21 protein-coding genes, 1 tRNA gene and 3 pseudogenes are annotated in these 20,158 nt (G+C 62.5%); 15 read left to right on the plus strand and 10 right to left on the minus strand.

Going from position 1 to position 20,158, the window contains the following annotated elements; genetic code table 11:
* Nucleotides 1-60 precede the first annotated feature (60 nt).
* A complete protein-coding gene (locus CDQ92_RS08885) occupies nt 61-3,045 on the minus strand; it encodes a TonB-dependent receptor (protein ID WP_088441028.1) in 2,985 nt (994 codons plus the stop codon).
* 143 nt (nt 3,046-3,188) lie between these two features.
* Nucleotides 3,189-3,419 carry a hypothetical protein gene (locus tag CDQ92_RS08890; RefSeq protein WP_229667293.1) on the minus strand — a complete coding sequence of 77 codons (231 nt, stop codon included), beginning with the start codon at nt 3,417-3,419 and terminating at the stop codon, nt 3,189-3,191.
* A 192-nt stretch (nt 3,420-3,611) separates the two neighbouring features.
* On the opposite strand from CDQ92_RS08890, the gene CDQ92_RS20805 reads away from it, so the two are divergent.
* The 4 genes from CDQ92_RS20805 (at nt 3,612) to CDQ92_RS08910 (ending at nt 8,007) form a co-directional block, all read left to right on the plus strand.
* Nucleotides 3,612-3,854 (plus strand): hypothetical protein, encoded by a 243-nt coding sequence (locus CDQ92_RS20805; RefSeq protein ID WP_144035731.1) that lies wholly within the window; start codon nt 3,612-3,614, stop codon nt 3,852-3,854.
* Between the two features lie 198 nt (nt 3,855-4,052).
* Nucleotides 4,053-6,077, plus strand: a complete 2,025-nt coding sequence (locus CDQ92_RS08900; protein WP_088441489.1) for a TonB-dependent siderophore receptor — start codon at nt 4,053-4,055, stop codon at nt 6,075-6,077.
* Nucleotides 6,074-6,667 carry a hypothetical protein gene (locus CDQ92_RS08905; protein WP_088441030.1) on the plus strand — a complete coding sequence of 198 codons (594 nt, stop codon included), beginning with the start codon at nt 6,074-6,076 and terminating at the stop codon, nt 6,665-6,667. The genes CDQ92_RS08900 and CDQ92_RS08905 overlap by 4 nt, the downstream gene beginning before the upstream one ends.
* Complete coding sequence (locus tag CDQ92_RS08910; RefSeq protein WP_088441031.1) at nt 6,664-8,007, plus strand: PepSY-associated TM helix domain-containing protein; 1,344 nt, start codon at nt 6,664-6,666, stop codon at nt 8,005-8,007. The genes CDQ92_RS08905 and CDQ92_RS08910 overlap by 4 nt, the downstream gene beginning before the upstream one ends.
* Before the next feature lie 457 nt (nt 8,008-8,464).
* Here CDQ92_RS08910 and CDQ92_RS08915 read toward each other — a convergent pair whose 3' ends face one another.
* On the minus strand, nt 8,465-8,854 hold the full coding sequence (locus tag CDQ92_RS08915; RefSeq protein WP_088441032.1) for a type II toxin-antitoxin system VapC family toxin: 390 nt from the start codon (nt 8,852-8,854) through the stop codon (nt 8,465-8,467).
* Nucleotides 8,851-9,096 (minus strand): AbrB/MazE/SpoVT family DNA-binding domain-containing protein, encoded by a 246-nt coding sequence (locus CDQ92_RS08920; RefSeq protein ID WP_088441033.1) that lies wholly within the window; start codon nt 9,094-9,096, stop codon nt 8,851-8,853. Before CDQ92_RS08920 ends, CDQ92_RS08915 begins: the two co-directional genes overlap by 4 nt.
* A 255-nt stretch (nt 9,097-9,351) precedes the next feature.
* Between CDQ92_RS08920 and CDQ92_RS08925 the strand changes: the two genes are divergently transcribed.
* The 11 genes and pseudogenes from CDQ92_RS08925 to CDQ92_RS08965 all read left to right on the plus strand — a co-directional run bounded on the left by CDQ92_RS08925 (nt 9,352) and on the right by CDQ92_RS08965 (nt 15,795).
* The gene (locus CDQ92_RS08925) at nt 9,352-9,543 is read left to right on the plus strand and encodes a DUF6771 family protein (protein WP_088441034.1); all 192 of its coding nucleotides are present in this window, start codon (nt 9,352-9,354) and stop codon (nt 9,541-9,543) included.
* A gap of 1 nt (nt 9,544) precedes the next feature.
* Nucleotides 9,545-9,874 carry a hypothetical protein gene (locus tag CDQ92_RS08930; RefSeq protein ID WP_088441035.1) on the plus strand — a complete coding sequence of 110 codons (330 nt, stop codon included), beginning with the start codon at nt 9,545-9,547 and terminating at the stop codon, nt 9,872-9,874.
* Between the two features lie 11 nt (nt 9,875-9,885).
* Nucleotides 9,886-10,290, plus strand: a complete 405-nt coding sequence (locus CDQ92_RS08935) for a hypothetical protein (RefSeq protein ID WP_144035732.1) — start codon at nt 9,886-9,888, stop codon at nt 10,288-10,290.
* A 119-nt stretch (nt 10,291-10,409) separates the two neighbouring features.
* On the plus strand, nt 10,410-11,057 hold the full coding sequence (locus tag CDQ92_RS08940) for an SOS response-associated peptidase (protein ID WP_088441037.1): 648 nt from the start codon (nt 10,410-10,412) through the stop codon (nt 11,055-11,057).
* 279 nt (nt 11,058-11,336) lie between these two features.
* A pseudogene (locus CDQ92_RS21960) lies at nt 11,337-11,624 on the plus strand (AAA family ATPase); the annotation flags it as partial.
* 36 nt (nt 11,625-11,660) lie between these two features.
* Nucleotides 11,661-12,437, plus strand: coding sequence for an ATP-binding protein (locus CDQ92_RS08945; protein WP_229667296.1), 777 nt, complete (start codon nt 11,661-11,663; stop codon nt 12,435-12,437).
* 643 nt (nt 12,438-13,080) lie between these two features.
* The gene (locus tag CDQ92_RS08950) at nt 13,081-13,830 is read left to right on the plus strand and encodes a LuxR family transcriptional regulator (protein ID WP_229667297.1); all 750 of its coding nucleotides are present in this window, start codon (nt 13,081-13,083) and stop codon (nt 13,828-13,830) included.
* Nucleotides 13,831-14,176: 346 nt separating this feature from the next.
* Nucleotides 14,177-14,299 (plus strand): annotated as a pseudogene (locus tag CDQ92_RS21640) (thermonuclease family protein); the annotation flags it as partial.
* A gap of 107 nt (nt 14,300-14,406) precedes the next feature.
* Complete coding sequence (locus CDQ92_RS21645) at nt 14,407-14,616, plus strand: excalibur calcium-binding domain-containing protein (protein WP_229667300.1); 210 nt, start codon at nt 14,407-14,409, stop codon at nt 14,614-14,616.
* Between the two features lie 102 nt (nt 14,617-14,718).
* Complete coding sequence (locus CDQ92_RS08960; protein ID WP_088441490.1) at nt 14,719-15,102, plus strand: antitoxin Xre-like helix-turn-helix domain-containing protein; 384 nt, start codon at nt 14,719-14,721, stop codon at nt 15,100-15,102.
* 3 nt (nt 15,103-15,105) lie between these two features.
* Nucleotides 15,106-15,795: an RES family NAD+ phosphorylase gene (locus CDQ92_RS08965; RefSeq protein WP_088441039.1), complete on the plus strand. Its 690-nt coding sequence runs from the start codon at nt 15,106-15,108 to the stop codon at nt 15,793-15,795.
* A gap of 463 nt (nt 15,796-16,258) precedes the next feature.
* On the opposite strand, the pseudogene CDQ92_RS08970 reads toward CDQ92_RS08965, so the two are convergent.
* The 6 genes and pseudogenes from CDQ92_RS08970 to mltG all read right to left on the minus strand — a co-directional run.
* Nucleotides 16,259-16,450 (minus strand): annotated as a pseudogene (locus CDQ92_RS08970) (transposase); the annotation flags it as partial.
* A gap of 406 nt (nt 16,451-16,856) precedes the next feature.
* Nucleotides 16,857-16,933, minus strand: a tRNA-Met gene (locus CDQ92_RS08975).
* A 61-nt stretch (nt 16,934-16,994) separates the two neighbouring features.
* Entirely contained in the window at nt 16,995-17,480 is a 486-nt protein-coding gene (locus CDQ92_RS08980) for a 2'-5' RNA ligase family protein (RefSeq protein ID WP_088441491.1), read from the minus strand.
* 73 nt (nt 17,481-17,553) lie between these two features.
* Complete coding sequence (locus CDQ92_RS08985; protein ID WP_088441040.1) at nt 17,554-18,114, minus strand: peroxiredoxin; 561 nt, start codon at nt 18,112-18,114, stop codon at nt 17,554-17,556.
* Nucleotides 18,115-18,217: 103 nt separating this feature from the next.
* Nucleotides 18,218-18,967, minus strand: a complete 750-nt coding sequence (locus tag CDQ92_RS08990; RefSeq protein WP_088441041.1) for an alpha/beta fold hydrolase — start codon at nt 18,965-18,967, stop codon at nt 18,218-18,220.
* A 106-nt stretch (nt 18,968-19,073) separates the two neighbouring features.
* The gene (gene mltG / locus CDQ92_RS08995; protein ID WP_088441042.1) at nt 19,074-20,015 is read right to left on the minus strand and encodes an endolytic transglycosylase MltG; all 942 of its coding nucleotides are present in this window, start codon (nt 20,013-20,015) and stop codon (nt 19,074-19,076) included.
* Between the last annotated feature and the right edge of the window lie 143 nt (nt 20,016-20,158).

A 20,158-nucleotide genomic window follows, 5' to 3' on the forward strand; every position in this document is an offset into this window, starting at 1 on the left:
CGCGCCCGGGGAGGACGCGGCCCTTTCTTCTTGCGACCCGGCGGAATTGGTCTGTCCGCCCTAGAAGCTGAACCGAACCCCGGCCGCGTAGCGGGCAAAGCCTGGCTGCACGAAGGTGACATTATTCTTGTAGCGGAGGTGCCCGCGCCGGCCCTCGCCGGTCAGGTTGATCGCCTCGACAAACGCCGTGAGGCCTGGAATGAACTCATAGCTCGCACTAGCGTCGATCTGCCAATATTCCTCGGTGTAGAAAGGGTTGGGGCCCGTTCCTGCGAGGAATTCATCGCGCCAGTTCCATGCGACACGCGCCTGGAGACCGTTTTTGTCGTAATAGGCGACGGCATTGGCGCTGTCGCTAAGCCCGGTGAGCGCGAACTGCGGCACCGAAGATGGCTGGGTGTTGTCGTAGGTCGCATCGCCGTCGACCTTCGTATAGTTCAGGATCACGCCGAAGCCGGTATCCCAGAAGCTGTGCTGGAGCGCGAATTCCCAGCCGTCGATCGAGGCCTTTTGATCGCTGTTAATCGGCGTCGTGATCTCGAAATTGACCAGCGGATCGCCCGGCGCGGCGTTGATGATGTTGCCGGTGACCGTGCTTGGAAAGTTGGTGATGATATATTGCCGGATCTGGCCTACCGTCGCGTTCGCGCCGAGCGCCGCCAGTGCCGCATTCCAGCGCGTCCCCCCGATGGGGGTCGTGAGCCCGAACGCGCTGGAGTCGATGCGCGTCGACGATATGAAGTTGCTCACATCCTTGTTGAAATATCCCACCGAGATGTAGCTGTCGCGATCATAATACCATTCCGCCGACAGATCGATATTCTTCGACTTGTACGGGATCAGCCCCGGGTTGCCTTGGGCCCCGGTACCACCCCCGACGCGGAACAGCGTATCGATCGTGCGGCCGCCCTGCATGCTCGCATAGTCCGGGCGGGTAATTGTGTGGCTGTACGATGCGCGCAGTTTGACATTCTCCATCGGCGAAATGTCGAAGTCGAACGCGGGCAGCCAATTGTCGTACGACCCCTTGAAGCGCGTGAAGTCGCTGTCGCCCGAAAAGACGACGTTGAGTTCGTTGTCGCCAACCCAGCGTGTCGTCACGGGCACCGGCACGAGCGCCGCCGATGCAATATCGGTCGTCTCGTAACGGAGGCCGGCGACGAAATGGGCCGGATTCTGGAACAGGTCGAACACCGTCGCGACCTGAAGGTAGGGCGCGAGCGTCTTTTCCGAAATGCGGCGGTCGGTGTTGAAATTGGCAAGACAGGTGCCCGGCTGCGCCGAACCCGTTGCGGGGTTGCTGCATGTCTGGAAATTCTGCTCGACGAGGTCAGCCATGCGCTCGAAATCGAAGGTGTAGAAGCTCTGGATCATCCCGTCGCGAGCAAGCCCCGGGAATTTGTCGGGAAGCGTCACGAGCGAGAAAATGTCGTCCGGAATGCTCGATGCCGGCCCGGCACCGCCCCAGGTATCGTCGTTCTGGATCGTGCCAAACGCCGAACGAACCTTGCTGTCGACGTACGACACGCCGAAATCGATGCTGTCGAGGAATCCGCCGTCATGGTCATATTGACCGCGCAGCTGCACCTGGTTGATCCGGTTCCGGAAAATGGCGTTGCGGAACGCATTGCCCGTCGGGGTGATCAGCGAGGCATTCAGCGGATCGATGCCGGGGAACATGCCATAGGAAATGATCGGCAGATCATTTTCGAAATTGATCGACTGGTTCTGGACGCCGAAGACCGCATTGCCCAGCGACATGCTCGATCCGAAGCGGTTGACCGGATTGACTGCCGCGGTCGAATGGTGGCCGTCGAGTTCGAAAGTGACGCCACCCGGACCTTGCCATTCCAGATTGACGCCCAGCGATTTATTCTCGGCCCGGTTTTCGGTCAGCGCGCCGCTGTACGACAGATCTTTGCCGCCATAGAGCGCGTTCGGGCCGGGCGTGCCCGTCGGAGCCGCGAAGCGTTCAGTATAGAAAAGCGGGCCGGCGACGGGGCCGTCGGTCCATGCGCTCGACGTGTCTTCATGGTTGAACCAAACGCCGACATTGCTGTTCCGCGTTTCGACGGTGTTGCGCGAATACACATAGTCGATCGTCGCGGTAAAGGCGTCGCTCGGGCGGAATTGCAGCACTGCCTGGCCGTTGATCCGCTCGCGATCGATGTCGTTAAGGTCGTAGGACGCGTTCTGCGGCACCTGATAGACGTCGGTCGGATCGGGCCGATTGGTAATGTTTGCGGCGCGCGGTGTGCCCGGCTGCGCGAGCGAGCCCCAGTTGTTTTCGCTGCCCAGATAACCGTCGCGCCAGCCGGCATTGGCGGAGTTGGTGCTCGATCTGCGCTTCTGGTACGATCCGACGAGCACGATACCGATCGTATCGTCGGCAAAGGTGCTGCTGAAGATGCCCGACACCTCGGGCGTGATCGGATTGCCCTCGTTGCGCGAGGTATCATAGACACCCTTGACCGAGAGGCTGCCGCGCATGCCCGGGTTATCGAGCGGGCGCGGCGTGCGGATGTTGATCGTCGAGCCGATCCCGCCCGACTCGATCGTCGCGCGGCCGCTCTTGTAGACCTCGACCGCGGCAATGCCCTCGGATGCAAGGTTGGCGAAGTCGAAAGATCGCGACGATGGCGCGCTGCCGCCATCGCCGATCAGCGCGGTCGGCATCTGGCGACCGTTCAGGGTCACCAGATTGAATTCGGGTCCGAAGCCGCGAACGGTGACCAGCGACCCCTCGCCATTCGAGCGGTCGATCGACACGCCGGTGATGCGCTGCAGCGATTCCGCGAGGTTGGTGTCGGGGAATTTGCCGATGTCTTCGGCCGAAATCGCATCGACGACGCCTTGCGCCTCGCGCTTGATCATCGCCGATGCTTCAAGGCTGGCGCGGATACCGGTGACGACGATCTCGTCGCCGTTCGCTTCACCCTCGGCTGCCGTTTCCTGCGCAACCGCCGCCTGCGCTATGCCCATCAAGGACAGAGCCGACGTACCGACCAGAAACTTGGCAAGCCATTGCTTTTGAGACGCCCGCATCCCTTATCCTCCCAATTGACCACTCTCTTTTGGTGGCGTTGATTCCCTTATGTGAACGTTATCTAAATGGGAACGTTCACATTGTCAACGAATTGAGCCGTGGATTCAAATTTCAACGCTGCAGCATTTATGCGGCGCCCATTTTATCGCAAAGACGACAGGCCAGCGAAACTTGCGGCGGGCCTGTGACGCGGCGTCAGCATTCTCCACTCCGCGGTCGACGCATGGCGCTCGGCGATCGCGGTCAGACGGGGCGGCGTCGGCAGTTGGAGGTCATAATAGGAAATCAGCGCTGCATAGCCGACCGGCGTCCCTGGTTCGGGAAGCGCCTTTCCGCGAAAGCTCGTCACGGGCTGCGAAAGCCATTCACTCATAAGAACCTCTGCGAATTTCTTTCACTGGGACCACGTTCGCCTGCGAAAAGCGTTCACGATTCCCGCCGCCAAAGGTCAAGCAGGAAGGTCACCGATTGCTTCTTCAGCCGATGGCACGCAACGAATGCCCAGCGATGCAGTCGTAATAGGGCACCCAAATCCGTCGCATGCTCCCACGAAGGGGTGGGCATATTGCGTGTCCTGCCGCAGCGCCTTCCAGTTGTCGCCGAGATAATTGCCGACGACAAAATCGATCGCGAGGTTGAGATCGAGTGGCGGCATCGCGATACGGGGAATATCGAGCACCAGTACGCCGCGCACGCGCAGCCCCGGCGGCCGCAGATGACGGCCAACGAACTGGTAGTGAAACAACGGATGAAGGCGAGTGGTTGTCCGCCAGATGAAGATATTTCCTCGTCGAGCTTAATGCTTTGACCCGTTACGTTGCTAGGTTGCGACACTGCGGCTGGACCTCCCAGTCTGCATGACCGTCGATCAGTTCGGCAATCAAGCCGAACGATCGCAATTCAGCATTGCTAATGCGACTGCTTCTCATTAGATGGCGACGGACTCGTTACACCGTCAGGGGAATACCAAGTGAAAACCGCGCGCATCGCCTTGCTTCTCGGCACCATGCTGGCCAGCAGCGGCGCCCTCGCCGCCGAATCCGCCTCGGCCGATATCGAGGCTCAGGACCAGATCGTCGTCACCGGCTATGCGGGGACCAAGACCGATACCGTACTCGTCGAACTGCCCCAGCCCGTGAAGGTCATCACCGCCGACCAATATGAAGCGCAGGGCGCGATCAGCATCAGCGATACAGTGAAATATGCCGCGGGCGTGCTCGCCAACCCCTATGGCCGCGACACCCGCGTCGACGGCTTCAACGTGCGCGGCATCGACGCGCTGCAGTTCCGCGACGGGATGCGCGACATCTTTTCCTTCTACGCCAGCATCACCTCCGACCCTTATAATTTCGACCGCGTCGAAATCGTGCGCGGCCCGGCGTCGGTGCTGTTCGGTCAGGGTTCGATCGGCGGCCTTGTCAACCTGGTGTCGAAAAGCCCCGGCTTTGAAACGCAGGGTGAAGTGAGCCTCGTCTATGGCAGCTACGACCGCAAGGAAGTGCTCGCCGACGTCAACCTGGCGCTGTCGGACAGCTTCGCGATCCGCGCCGTCGGCCGTGCGCGCGACGCCGACACCTATGTCGATCATGTCCCCGACGACCGCGTGATGTTCGCCCCTTCGCTGCGCTGGAAGCCCACCCCCGACACCGACATCGTCCTCACCGGCCTCTATCAGGAGGACGACACCGGCTCGACATCGCAGTTCCTGCCCATCATCGGCACCTTCCGCCCCAACCCCGGCGCGCCGGGACCGCTCGACCGCTACACCTTCGTCGGCAAGCCCGGCTGGGACCGCTACGCCGGCCGCTCGCTGCAGGGCATGGCCAGCGTCACGCATGATTTTTCGGACGCGGTGCGGCTCAGCCTCAAAGCGCGCTACATCGACAGCGATCTTGAATATTTCACCCACTATGCCGACAGCTACAGCAACCCGACCGATCCCTTCTCGGTCTATGGCACCGACCGCCGCACCATCGGCCTTTATGCCGATGCCAGCGACGCGCGGATGAACGTCTTTTCGACCGACAATAATCTCCAGTTCAATTTCAACACCGGCGACACGATCGAACACAAGCTGCTCGTCGGCGTCGACTACAGCTGGAACAAGGTCGGCAAGCGCGGAGTGTTCGGGTTCGAAACCATCGACCTTTACGACATCGATTACGACGCGCTGCTGACCTACGACCCGACCGGCCCCTTCAACTATGACTCGCAGAAACAGCTCGGCGTCTATGTTCAGGACCAAATCCGCTTTTTCGACCGCGTCTCGGTCGTCCTCGGCGCGCGGCGCGACCGCGTCACGTCGTCGGCAGGGAACAAGGACAATGCCACGACCTTCCGCGCCGGGGTCATCGGCGACATCGGCGCAGGCTTCTCGCCGTTCGTCAGCTATACCGAAAGCTTCCTGCCGATCGCCGGGCGCAACGAAAATACCGACGGCAGCGTCGGCGATCCGTTCAGGCCGCAGACCGGCGAGCAGTGGGAAGCAGGGATCAAATGGAACCCGCGCCCCGGCACGCTGGTCACCGTCACCGGCTTTCGCGTCAAGGAACGCAACCGCGTGCTCTACCTCGCGGGCGGCGGCACCGCCCAGTCGGGCGAGCTCACCACCAAGGGCGTCGAGTTCGAGGCCAGCCACACGCTGCCCGGCAACTTCGACCTGCTCGTCAACTATGGCTACAACAAGCTGAAGTCGGAGGTGAACACCGACCTCGACTATCTCCCGCGCCACATCGCCTCGGTCTGGTCGACCAAGACCTTCGGGCTCCCGGGCGAAGCACAGCTTCGGCTCGGCGCGGGGGTCGTCTATACCGGCAAGCGCCGCTCGACGGGCCCGGCCTGGTCGCTGGTCACCCCCAGTAATACCACGGTCGATGCGCTCGCCGAAGTCAGCTGGAACAACTGGCGTTTCGCGGTCAATGCGACGAACCTGCTCGATAACAAGTTTTTCGCATCGTGCCTCGCGCGCGGCGACTGCTTCGCCGGCGCGCCGCGCAACGTTATGGCAACCGTCGGCTACCGCTTCCGGTGAGCGAGACCGCGCCTCTCCTATGGCTCGGTGCCGCGGCAATCGTCGCCGCGGTGCTGCAACTGCGCCGCGCATGGGGCCTGCCTCGCCGCTCGACGTTGCAGAATGGCATCGCTTGGACGTTGATGCTCGCGGGCGCGGCTTTGGCGCTCGCCGATAGCGGCGCATGGGGCCTCGCGGTCGCCGCCCTATTCGGCATGGCAAGTGCCGCATTGCTCCTCGCCCACGCCGGCTGGACGTCGCCCCAGGGCAAGGGGCGCGCATCGGACCGCAAGGCGCATATGCTCCCCGAACGGGGCGAGCCGCGCAACATCGGCCGCCGCCTGCTGACGTTCCTCATCACCATCCCTCTCGCTTTTACCGCGTCGCTGATCGCCGCGCTCGGAGTCCGCGCGCTCGCGGGAATGGGAGGCTGGAGCGATGCCAACGGCAACGCGCTGGCATTGCTGCTGTTGCCGCTGCTCTGGGGCATCCTCGCCTTCTGGCTGCTGATGATGCCGCGCCGCCGCAGCCAATGGGCCTGCCTCGCCGTACCCGCAGTCGCCGGGCTTGGCCTTATCTTCATCGGAATCTTCATCGGAGGCGCCGTATGACGCTCGCCATTTCCAAGGATGCCGTCCAGCGCGCGCTGTCGGGCCACGCCGCGATCGGCCTGCTCGCCTCGGCGCTGCTCTATCTCATCTGTCTCACCGGCACCGTCGTCGTTTTCTATCAGGAATGGCAGCGGATCGAACAGCTCGACGCCCCCGAAATGGCCGCGATCGCGCCCGATGCAGTGCAGCGCGGCGTCGCCGCGGTGCTCAGGGCCGAAAAGGGCAAGCCCGCCACCACCCACCTCTATGTCCATATGCCGGTCGACGGCCTGCCGCGCACGACGATCACCACCGACCATCAGGCGTTCCACATCGACGCCGACGGCAAGATCGCCGTGCCCGAGGAAAACGCCTGGTCCGAATTTCTGCTCGGCGCGCATTATGCGCTCAACATCCCGGGTCTCGTCGGGATGACGATCGTCGGCATCTTCGGGGTGATGATCCTCGCGCTCGCGCTTTCGGGCGTGGTCGCGCACCCGCGCATTTTCCGCGACGCCTTTCGCTTTCGCGCGCGCGACAATCATGGCGTTGGTCTCGCCGACTGGCACAACCGGCTCAGCGTCTGGACGCTGCCCTTTTCGCTCGCGATCGCGCTCACCGGTTCAATGATCGGGCTTGGCGTCGTCGGCACCTACGGGCTCGCTGCCGTTTTTTACGAGAATGACATTGAGGCGGCTTATGCCCCGATCTTTGGCGCAGAGCACGGCGCCAACGCAAGTCCCGCCCCGCCCGCCAATGTCGCCGCCCCGCTAGCCTGGCTCGCAGCTCAGCGTCCGCAAGTCCGCCCGACCTATGTCATCCTTCACGACCCCGGGACGCGCGGCCAGCATATCCAGATCGTCGCCGAACATCCCCGCCGCCTTATCTATGGCGAAACCTATGAATTCGGCGCCGACGGCACCTATCATGGCAAGGTCGGCCTGTCCGACGGACATTTGGGGCAACAGCTCGCGGCCTCGACATACAACCTCCATTTCGGCAATTATGGCGGACTGCCGGTCAAGATCATCTATTTCCTGCTTGGCCTTGCGCTAACTATTGTCGTCGCAACCGGCACTTCCATCTGGCTTGGCAAGCGCGAACGACGCGGTGCCCATGACCAGCGGCTTCGCAGCCTTTGGGATGGGGTATTGTGGGGCGTGCCGCTCGCACTGACATTGACCTTTCTTGCGCGCCTGATCGCTGGCAATGCTGCGCCGCTCACCGCAATCTTCTGGCTCCTTTGCGCACTGATCCTGCTCATTGCTGCGGTCCGGCCCCAGCCGAGACCGAAGCGTTTGCTGCAATGGCTTTTCGGCGCAAGTCTGCTCGCCAGCCCGGTCGCCGTGCTGCTGGGATAAAGGCTTTTCCAAAGGTTCCTTCGGACAGGGCAGGCTCGCGAACGCGGGGACCTGTGAGGTTATGAAGGGCCGGAAGCGACCAATCTGGACTCAGCGTCAGCTGTGGCGCGGCGGAAGAGCACCTTGCGCCGTGGTCCTGTCAGCGGCCAGGATTCGTTTCGCCGAACTTATTTGCGATATTGCCACTGATAGGAAGGAATATTGTCCTTGCGAAAGAAGTCCGCAGTCCAGAATTGAACCATGAGTTCAGGTTTGCCGCATAGGCCGCTGACTGCACGAATGCGCAGGTCGGGCAGGCGAACGAGCGAGCCGTCTCGCAAGGCCCGGTTGACACGCTATAACGGCGCGCGACGTTCGCTCCGGGTACTTCGCCGAGCTGGCGATCGCTAAAGACGCGATTGACGAACTCCTTGGCCGACAACTGTTGAGCTAAGGCAGACATGAAATTCTTGATCGCTTAGCGGATGATTACGACCTCGACGCCGACGTCGGACTCGATCTTCTTCCACCCTTTGTCGGCCGTCCAGGCGGCTAGACCATCACGCTTCGCCAGGGCAATGCAGAAGCGATCGCCAAGTGACAAGCCAGCGGAGGCCGTTGATTTGCGAAGGCGACCGGCGAGGTTCGCCAGCTGCTTGTCCACCAGAATCCAATTAATCGGCAGCGGATCAAGCATGGCGTCTACGTCGCGTGCGTCCATGCCCGCGTGAACGAAGTAGCTCACAACCTCGCTATAGTTGATTACGCTCATTCTTGCATCCGAGATCGTTTTTGAGACCCTGTCAGCGCCGGGTTCGGAGCGGAGCATCGCAATAAGCGCAGATGCATCAAGGATATACTCGCTCACTCATCACCGTCCGTTTTGCGGTGAGCCAAGAACCCCTCAACCGAGACATCACCGCCACCTTCGGCGAACCGCTTCGCAATTGCCTGCGCGCGCGCGACAGCTTGGGCGGCGGTCCGCAAGACGACACCATCGGCGGTCTCTTCGAGAAAGACAGCGCCGCCGTCGGTCAGCCCCAATCGCTTACGGACGTCAGCTGGTAGGCTCATTCGTCCCTGTGGCGTGATATTGACCTGGATTGTCATCTGGCACTCCTATCACAATCCCACTTCAACTCTTACAATATAGGCTCAATTGACTATCTGTGCAACGATAGCAGATTTATGCCATAAATCTCGCATCATGCCATAACCCCGTTCTTCCCTGGCGCCGGACGAGCGGGCGGGCGAGCAGCGCCTGCGTCAGCGCAAGGACTGGACGAAGGCCGACCGCGAAGCGGTCTGGCCGAGCGATCCCGTCGCCCACTTGTCAAAGTGTTCTTCCTATGTTCTCATTGGGCCATGGACAATATCGATACCGCCCGAGTCGCAGAGACCATCCTTTCCGCCCCCGGCTGGGCGCGCGTCGGCATCACCGCGCCGACGAGCCATATCCGGGTCGAGGCCGCGTTCGAGCTGGCGCGCGCGATCATCGAGAGCGTGAAGGCTGGCCCGGAGCCGACGAGCCCCGACCAGCTCGGACTATCCTTGTGACGTGGGCGGCTGGACAAAAGACGGACTGCCCCGTGCGACCCACATCTTCGAGGCGGCGGCTTGGTTCCGGGCGATCAAACCGGTGTGCCGCTGCGGGAATAGCGCGACCTTCAACCCTTATGGCATCTGGTGGCGCTTCCAGTGCAAGATGTGGGACGACGATCTTTTCAAGGCGCGCCAGAAATTCTGGTGCGTCCGCTGCGGCGCGCGGACGGGCAGGCGCGTTCGCCCGGTCCGGATCGAACTGGTCGACCCCGGACCCGACGACATTGCCCTGCCCATGCCTGATGAGCGCGAATGGAAGCGCGCACTCAGCCGCTTCCGGGCCTGAGCGCTGGACCCATGGAGATCGAGACCGACGACGCCCTCATCGGCATCGGCAAGCTTTACCGCGTGATAGCCTGGGACGGACAGCGCGAGCGCGAGAAGGAGATGCTCTGGAGCCTGCCGTCGCGCGACGCTGACGTCTTCCAGATCCCGCCGCTCAAGTCCGTGACCGCGATCATCGACCGGCCGTGCCTGCTGCTCGCCAATGAGTTCGGTCTGGTGAAACGCGAGAAGGGGATTGTCGCCGCGAGCCTGACCACCGACGAGCCTTTCTTCTGCATTGCCGGGGCTGGCGCCCGGCGCACCGCCTGTGGCCCGAGAGTTTCGCGGCGCTCACCGTGCCGGCCTATGACGATCTCGCAGCCCACAAGGATCGCCATGTCGCGGTGCTCCGGCCCGAAGACTGGTTCGACTGGCTAATTGGCGCGCGCGCCGCTGGACATTTTGCGCCCCTTCCCCAAGAACAGTTTCAGCATCATGCCGCCGATCCAGCAGAATTTTGACGAGATGCTGGGCGCGGCCTTAAAGGGACCGCCGCCATGTGCAATCTCGTGACCCTCAAGGCCTCGGTTGCCGAAGTCGCCTCTGCGTTCGGCGCGCGGCGCCCGCTCACCAATGCGCAGCCCGGCGAAGTCTATCCGGGCGGCCAGGGTTTCGTCGTCGGCGAGGATGCGGGCACGCGCGCGCTCCAATCGATGACCTGGGGCTTTCCGGTGCGGCTCAAGCATATGAAGCCGACAAGCAAGCCGAAACCGGTCAACAATGCGCGCGACGACAAGCTGATGACCTTCTGGCGGACCTGGTTCACCAACCCCGCGCAACGCTGCCTCATCCCGATCACGGCTTTTGCCGAGGCCGAAGGCGAGAAAGGCCGGATGACGCGGACATGGCTACGTGTGACCGACCAGCCGCTCGCGGCCTGTGCCGGCCTCTGGCGTCCGACCGACGAATGGGGCGACTGCTATACGATGGTGATGGTCGATGCCACCGAAGAGCTCTTCGACATCCACGACCGCATGCCGGTGATTCTTCCCGCCGCCGATCATGACGCCTGGCTGCAAGCCCCGCCTGAGGAGGCAATGAAGCTTGTCACCCAATATCCGGCAAGTCGGCTGGAAGTCGAGCGGACCGACGTGCCCTGGTTCAGCCGGAAGACACCGAGCGCGGAAGCCCCGACGCTTCTCTAGCCTGCCGATTGCGAGAGGGAGCATCAGCCGCAGTAAATGAACGGATCGCTGACGAACCTGCCGTGGCGGCAGCGAACAGGCTCAGAGCGCCGACCGACGCGCCAAAAAATGGACGTTCGATATCGATGATTTTACGGTACCGAAGTCATGATTTTCGGAAGAGACGCGTGAAATAACCTTGTAAATCTGGAATAGAACTCCAGAATTGCTAGGATGATTGAAAGACGAATTGCAGCAGAACTGACGGAAAGGCTGGACTAAGTACCAGCTGTCGCGCTGATTGGGCCCAGGCAAGTCGGGAAGACGACGCTTGCGCTCGAGACCGGCAAGGCACGGCCTTCCATTTATCTCGACCTTGAGTCCGATGCCGACCGGGCGAAGCTCGCAGAACCCGAGCTTTTTCTCGCGACCCATGCCGACAAGCTCGTCATCCTCGACGAAGTACACCGGCTTCCGGGCCTGTTCCAGATCCTCCGCGGCCTCGTCGATGCGGGCCGCCGCAGCGGACGAAAATCCGGACGATTTCTGTTGCTCGGTTCGGCGTCGATCGATCTGCTCCGCCAATCGGGCGAAAGCCTCGCTGGGCGGATCCGCTATCTTGAAATGCGCCCGCTTGATGCGCTCGAAGTCGGTGCGGACCGGCTCGATCGCCTGTGGGTGCGCGGCGGCTTTCCCGACAGCTTTCTTGCCAGCAACGATCGGGCGAGCCAGCGATGGCGTCAGGATTTCATCCGCACTTATCTTGAACGCGACATCCCGCTGCTGGGTCCGCGCATCGCTGCGGAAACGCTGCGACGCTTCTGGACGATGCTCGCGCATCGCCAATCGGGCCTGCTCAACGCGGCCGAACTGGCCCGCAGCCTCGGCGTCGATGCCAAGACGGTTGCAAGCTATCTCGACCTCCTGGTCGACCTCCTCCTGGTGCGCAGGCTTGAACCCTGGCACAGCAATGCCGGCAAGCGCCTCGTCAAATCGCCGCGGATTTATGTTCGCGACAGCGGCCTCGTGCATACGCTGCTAGGACTCACAACGAGCGAAGATATACTTGGACATCCGATTGCCGGTCCCAGCTGGGAAGGCCTTGTGGTCGAAACCTTGATTGCCGCCGCCCCCGAAGGGACGCATGCCTATTTCTACCGGACGGCCGCCGGTGCCGAAATCGACCTCGTGATGACCCTGCCTGGCGGTGCGCTTTGGGCCGTCGAGATCAAGCGAAGCCTGCAGCCGAAGCTTGAACGCGGCTTTCATCACGCCTGTCTCGACCTTGAACCAGAGCGGCGTCTGCTCATCTATCCGGGATCGGAGACATATCCGATCGGCGGCGGCGTCGAAGTCATGCCGCTTATCCAGGGAAGCGAAGCACTCCTCGCAATGCACTAGCTTGCGGTCATGACTCGCGCCCACGCCGCATGTCCCCTGCCCGCCGATCCGATGCGTTACCCGCCGAACAGCGATCGGATCGCGCCGGCAAACCCGACAATGAAAGCACCGCCGACCAGCGCAGTGGCGAACCAGAATTCGAATGCAGCCCTATCTCAAGGCGCTCACCTTCAATGGCTAAAGCATCCGTCAATCTGGCAGCCTCGACGGTCGTGGGACGCCTATGCCGCGAGCCTCGAGCTTGCAGGCGTGAAATTCGCCGCCGTGGTCGATGCGGTCCGGGGTTTTGTCGCACCAAGCTGCGAACGACTGCTTCGCCCATGAAGTGTTGATCACTAAGACCACCCAAGATGCAGCCGAGGAATGACGCACGCACCGCCGCGGTCGGCGTAAGAAGGCAATAGGTGTCAATCTGGATTCAATTGGTAAACCAAGCCGCTATATCCGGCAATTTCCTGTCGTTACACCGAAACCGCGATCGGCATTGCAGGAATGGCTGTGGCAACAACGGCCCGCGGCAATGCGAGGACCATCGCGCAGCTTGTCCATCTTCATCGTTCGCGGATAGGAACCGAGAACGATGGACCATGGAGCGGATCGCGGGCGGGCGGGTCGGGAACGTGCTGGCGGCCGATGAAACGACGTGAAGCATTTTGATCTGACGGAGGAACTCGCACACGAAATCTCCGGGGCCAAAAAAGAGGAGCAGCTATACGCTGCCCTCTCAAACGCCGCCGGACGCATGGGCTTTGATCTTTTCGCGCTCGCCTTCGATCGCCGCGGCGGCGATGCCGCATCGATGCTCGTGCACAATTATCCCGAGGCCTGGGCGAATGTCTATGTCGGCTTCGACCTCAGCGACAGCGACCCGATCCGGCGAGCCGGTGAAAAATCCATGACGGGTTTCCAATGGCAAGATGTCGATCGTTATATCCCGCTCTCCCGCGGCGACCGGCAATTGCTGCAGGTCGCCCGCGAGAGCGGCATCGGCGACGGATTCACCGTACCGCGGCACTTGCCCGGAGAAGCCACAGGAAGTTGCTCCTTTGCCGTCGCTCCCAATGCCAGGATTCCGCTCGAGATGCTCCATGCTGCCGAGATCGTCGGCGCGGTCGCGCTTGCCTCGGCGCGGCAACTCATTGGGACAGGCGCCTATACGCGGCGGGCGGCGCTGACCGAGCGGCAGCGCGAATGTGTGCTCTGGTCGGCCCGCGGCAAGACCGCCGGCGAGACCGCCGGCATTCTCGGCATCAGCGAGGAAACCGTGAACCGCCATCTCAAGATGGCGCGCGGGCGCTATTCGGTTCATTGCCGCCAGATGCTCATCCTGTGCGCCCTCTTCGACGGGGTCATCGGCTTTTCCGATGTCTACGACTGGTGGCGCCCGCTCTGACGCGCGCCAGAAAATCGACCGCGGCATACCCAGTTCTGATTATCGCTCGGCTATTACAGGAAGATCGAAAAAGTGACCGAGCTATAGAAAGCGCACGTCGGGCATGCACACTGACACCTTTAGCTGAAAGCCTGGACATTCGAGCCAGAGCCCGGTCACCCGCTCATAATCCGAGCGTTCTTTTATCGTGCCGCCCATCATTGCAATTGCAATCAGAACTGTACCCGTGGGCGGTTCTATCGACCGAGATTCTGGTGCCGCGCATGTCTTGCTCGTAATTTTTTGTCCTCTCTTTATCAATTTCGGACAGGATTGTCTTCCTGCAGCACTGGTCGAGGGCAAGAGCGTGCGATGCGAGCAACAGGGCATCGACAATTATGGCCGCAGAGTTGCAACCTGCCGCGTCGGCAGGATCGACCTGTCGGCCGCCATGGTCGATGCCGGGCTCGCCATCGCGCTGCCGCATTTCACAGCCGCTTATGCCTCGAACGAAGCGCGCGCGCGCGAGCAGCGCCGCGGCATCTGGGCGGGGACATTCGAGCGGCCCAGCGACTATCGCGCCGCGCACCCGGCGCCATGGTCAAGGTCTGCGCCGCAGGCCGCACCGCGGCGGAGCCATGCGCCCCCCTCCCCTTCCGGGAACTATTATCGCGGCTGCAACGAGCACGCGCCGCGGGCGCCGCGCCGCTTTATCGCGGTCAGCCGGGCTACCGGCCCGAGATGGATGGCGATAGCGATGGCGTTGGCGACGGCATTGCCTGCGAGCCCTATCGGCAGCGGCGATAGCGCCCGCCGGTTCTCCGACCCGTCAACCTTATGTTTCTTTTTGGCGCAATTATTGACTTTTGCGCGCGAAAGGAACATATGCTGTCGGACAAGGAGCGTACAATGGCGACGGCAGCTGCCAAGTTGATGGATCGGAAAGACCTGACGGGTCCGGCGCTGCGGACCTTTTTCAGTATTGCCGAGGCCTGGGGGCTCAATGAGGCTGAGCAGATGGCGATCCTCGGACTCGATAGCCGTTCGACGCTGCAGAACTGGAAGCGCGGCGCGGTCGCGGCACTGTCGAAGGATGCGCTCGAGCGGATTAGCTATGTGATGGGCATCTACAAGGGCCTGCAGATCCTCGTGCCGGCGAGCGCCGACAAATGGGTGCGCAAGCCGAACAGGGCGCAGCTTTTTGCGGGCCAGTCGGCGCTCGACCGGATGGTCTCGGGCAATGTCGCGGATCTTTATGTCGTGCGGCAATATATCGACGGCCAGCGCGGCTGACCCGTGCCCACCCAGATTCCCGTCACCGCGACCCATTGGGCGCCCTGCTACCGCATCATCCCGAGCCGCTTTCCGCCCATCGGGCTGTTCGAGAAGGTCGCGGTCCCCGAGGATCTCGACGCGGTCTTCCAGATCGAGGCGATGACCAATGATCGGCTCCGCGACGAGGTCGGCGACCTCGCGCTCGTGCCGGCGGAGGATCGCGTCGCAGGTCCCGGCGCGACGCCGATCATGGCCGCATTCACCCATCTCAACCCCGCAGGCAGCCGCTTCAGCGACGGCAGCTTCGGCGTTTTCTATGCCGCCCTCACGCTCGATACCGCGATCGCGGAAACCAGACACCACCGCGCCAAATTCCTTGCCGCAACCGACGAACCCGAACAGGAGATCGACATGCGCGTCTATGCGGTCGATCTCCAGGCCGATCTCCATGACATCCGCCCACTCGGGGACAGCCACGCGGATCTCTATGACCCGGACAGCTACATCCATGCGCAGGGGCTCGCGACCGAGCTGCGCGATGCAGGGTCGGATGGCATCCGCTACCTGAGCGTCCGCCACCAAGGCGGCGAATGCGCCGCCGCCTTCCGGCCCCGCCTCCTATCGAACTGCCGGCAGGAGAGACATCTGTGCTATATGTGGGACGGCAGTGCGATCCATACCGTCTATGAAAAGAAGAGCCTCGACGACTGAGGCGCGCTTGCCGCCGTGCCAAGCCCGCTTCCAGAAAAATCCACACGCCCGGCAGCCCGAAGGGCCAAGAAAACGCGCTCTTGGCGAGGCCGCAGCGGAGCGGCGTGCGATGCGCGCCAGTGCCTAGCCGCTGCCCCGAAAGGAAACTGAGCCAAGTGCGCCCGCGCGGCCGGCTATCTGCGCGACCCCTGGCCGAGCCTTCGAGGCCAGAGTGCGCCCAACAGATGCCGCGCACCTCCCCCTCCCCCTTGTCGCCCTCCCCGCTGCCACTCAAAAGCAGGACGCTTCACTCTGACGCCACTTTGACGGCATCCGCGCCGAGTGACCTGATGAACGCATCGTGATTTATCACCAAAGCGCGCCTCATGCCCGCTCGCCTTGTGACATGGGCTCCGGTCGTGTCCCATACGGTGGTGTAGGTTCGCCGGCGTAGCCTTAGCGATCTCCGGCGAAGCCGGGTTGATCATGCTGCCATGGCGGGCAACGTGATGGTAGCATTACCGCTTAATCCCGAGACGCTCTCAAGGGTCATGTAGCGGCAACGCTGGACCGCCCATTCATCGTTCTGTTCCAGCAGGATGGCGCCGACGAGGCGTGTAATCGCCGCCTCATTGGGGAAGATGCCGACGACGTCGGTGCGCCGCTTGATCTCGCCATAGGCCGCACCCGTCAGGCCGCCCACTTCCAGTTCCATCAGGCGCTGCGCGGCAAAGCTGATCATGTCGCGCAGAAAATCGCCATCGGCGCTCTTCCCAACCAGCGCATTCAAGTCCATCTGATCCTTGGTCATCGGTGTTCTCCGTAAGTTGAGTTTTGCAACACAAGCTTACCGAAGTTCGCCGATGACCACCCGCGAAACTGACCGGACACTACAGCGCTTTTTCGTTTAGCGCGTGTCCGGTCAGCTTCGCTACCGGCAGAACCTACACCACCGCTGGGGGCACGACCGCGGGCCACAACAGTCCGCCGAAACGCCCCCGTGGGCCGTCGAAAATATTTGATTTTAAAGGAAAAATGTTCGCCGGTGTCCGCAGCAGGTCGCCGGTAGAAAAAAACGGCTTTGGTAGCGGAGGAGGGACTCGAACCCCCGACACGCGGATTATGATTCCGCTGCTCTAACCAGCTGAGCTACTCCGCCCCGAAGGGTCGCCGCGACGGGCGAGCAGCGCCTATAGGCAGGGTGTTGGCGCTGGTCAATATCATGTGCGCGCCCCGCGAAAATTCCGCGCGAAGGCGGCTTCCCACGGGCCGCCGCGATAGTGGTGGGCGGCGAGGCCGGTGATCGTTAGCGCGCGCGGCTGGAAATCGGCGGCGAGTTCGGCAAGCAGCGCGCGCGCCTCGCTGGGCGCGACCTTGTTCTGGACGGTGATGTGGAGCCGCGGTGTGCCCTGGTCCTGCGCGGTCAGCATGCCGGTGAAATGCTCGGCGATCCGTTCGCGGATCGCGAGCAGGTCGGGGCTGTCGATGCGATAGGCGACGCCTTTGCCAAGCGAGTACAGCTCACGCAGCCGCGCCGCGGGCGGCGGGGTATCGGCGACGATACGGCGGATCAGGCCGTCGAGTTCGTCCAGCGCCGACGGCGGCAGCTGGTGGAACAGCGTGATATGTGCACTCAGATAATTGCGCTCGGGCGGGAAATGCGCGGCGCGCAGCGTGTCGAAAAAACGCTGGTCGGCCGCACCCATCGTCGCGGTCACGATGATGGGTGCGGCGCCAGCGGCCCGGACGGGAGGGGGAATGGCCGGGCCGCTAATTGTGTCAGGCCGCCTGTGCCAGCTTGCCCTGATACGGGTTCGCCTTCACCCATTCGAGCGCCTTTTCGGGGGTCGATTCGACATAGGGATCGGTATCCGCGCCGACATCGTTGATGCCGGGCTCGACGAACATCTGGACCACGACGCCGTCGTCGACGATCGCGGTGTAGCGCCAGCTGCGCATGCCGAAGCCGACGTGATCCTTGTTGATCAGCATGCCCATGCGGCGCGTGAAGGCGCCCGAGCCGTCGGGGACCATCTTGACGTTCTGGACGCCCAGGCTCTTACCCCAGTTGTACATCACGAACGCGTCGTTGACGCTGATGCAATGGATATCGGCGACGCCTTCGGCGGCGAAATCGCCATAGAGGCGCTCGAAACCGGGGCACTGTTCGTTCGAGCAGGTTGGGGTGTATGCGCCCGGCAGGCCGAACAGGATGTGGCGACCGGTGCCAAAGGCTTCGCCGGTGTCGACGTCCTGCCAGCGGAACGGGTTCGGGCCGTCGAGGGCCTCATCGCGGACGCGCGTCTTGAGCGTCACGGCGGGAACGGGTTGATTGATCATGGGAGAGAATCCTTTCTGTGGGATTTTTGTGCGGCGCACCAAAAGCAGACTGGCGGACGCAGGTCAAATCGAGTTGGCCGCTTATATTGATTGAGTCAGGCGATCAGAGCGAAGACCAAAAGCGATGAAGTGCCGCCGCGACCTCTGCGGGTCGCTCGGCGATCGCCCAATGCCCTGCCCCGTCGATGACGGTGAGCGGGAAGCCGGTGTTTGCGCTGAAGAGCTGCGCGACCGACAGTTGCACATATGGGTCGTCGGCGCCCCAGATCAACGCCCCCTGCGCGGGCAATTTGCCGATATCGCGCGCCCAGTCATGCTCGAAACTCAGCCCCTTGGCCGAGCGATAGAGTTTCAGGATCGCGCGGCGCTTGTCCTTGTTCCGCCACTGCTCGGCCTCTTCGGACGCGATGTCAGCGGGCATGCCTTGCGCGGCCAGTCCCTGAGCGAGCATAGCTGGTTTGCTGAGCGCCATGAAGATTTCGCCGAGAATCGGGGTGTTCCAGATACGTGCGACGCGGTGGCCGCGATAGTCGGGGTCGATTACCGCATTCGAGATCACCCAACTGCGCAAGAGATCGGGACGCAGCATCGCGACGCGCTGCGCGATCAAGGCGCCCCAGTCGTGGCCAATGATGTCGATCGGTCCGTGCGCCGCGAACAAAGCTTCGGCTTGCTCAATCGCCCAGTCTGAATAGGCCTCCTTGGTCGCCGGGAAACCCGCAGGCAACGGCGCGGTGAAGCCGGGCAGCGCCGGAACCGCGACCGGCGTGTCGCCCAGGTCGAGCGCGGCGAGCAGCGGGCGCCAGATCGCCGGGCTGTCGGGGACGCCGTGGATGAAGAGTTTGGCGGTCATATCGTCTCTCCGTCGCCCTCGCGAAGGCGGGGGCCGCTATCGAGATTGCGCTACGCTGACAGCGGCCCCCGCCTTCGCGGGGGCGACGATCAGGAGCTTCGGCGCTCTACTCCATCTCGCCGCGTTCGCGGCGTAGCTGATACCATTTCTGCACATTGGCATTATGTTCGGACAGCGTCCGCGCAAAGATATGGCCGCCGTCGCCTTTCGCGACGAAGAACAGATAATCGGTCGGTTCGGGGTCGAGCACCGCGGCGAGCGATGCCTTGCCGGGGTTGGCAATCGGCCCCTTGGGCAGGCCGATCATGCTGTAGGTGTTGTAATCATTCACCGCCTGAATTTCGGAGCGCAGGATGCGGCGGCCGAGCGGTTTGCCCTTGGTGAGCGGATAGATGATCGTCGGGTCGGCCTGCAGTTTCATGCCGACAGCGAGCCGGTTGGTATAGACCCCGGCGACGGTGCGGCGTTCGGCGGGAACGCCGGTTTCCTTTTCGACGATCGAGGCGAGCGTGATCGCTTCGTTGCGGTCCTTGGCCGCGGTACGCGGGGTGCGCTTGGCCCACAACTCGTTGAACGCCTTGTCCATCGCCGCTTGCATGCGTTTGACGACCGCGGCGCGGCTTTCGCCGGTGGTGAAGGCGTAGCTGTCGGGCAGGATACTGCCCTCAGGTGGCACGGGGATTGCCCCAGTCAGCCGCTTTTCGGCCATCAGCCGGTCCCACACCATGATCGACGGCATGCCTTCGGGGATCATCACGAGCCGCTGGATCGTTTTGCCCGATTGGAACAAAGCGAGGATGTCGCCCGCGTCCATCCCCTTTTCGATCTTATATTCGCCGGGTTTGATCGGGTCGTCGGAAGCGAAGAAGCGCGCTTCGTTACGGAAGCTGGAGGCGGAGACCGCGCCGGCCTTTTCGAGGATTTCGCCGGCCTTGGCGATGCTGGCGCCCTGTGGGATCACGACGACCGTATCCTGTGGCGCACCGCCCGAGCAAGCTGCCAGCAGCGCGGCCAAAATGGCGATCGTCAGCCAGCGAAACGAATGCACCTGATTCTCCCAACCTTGTCCTTAAAGCGACAAAAGATACGCATGAACGCGTCGCAAATGTCTCCTTTGTCGCTTTAGGCCAGAGCCTGGCGACAGGGATGATAGAGCATGGCGGCGAAATGTAGGAAAGAGCTTTTAGTTCG

Origin of the sequence: Sphingopyxis bauzanensis, assembly GCF_002205675.1 — a bacterium.
Lineage (GTDB): Bacteria > Pseudomonadota > Alphaproteobacteria > Sphingomonadales > Sphingomonadaceae > Sphingopyxis > Sphingopyxis bauzanensis.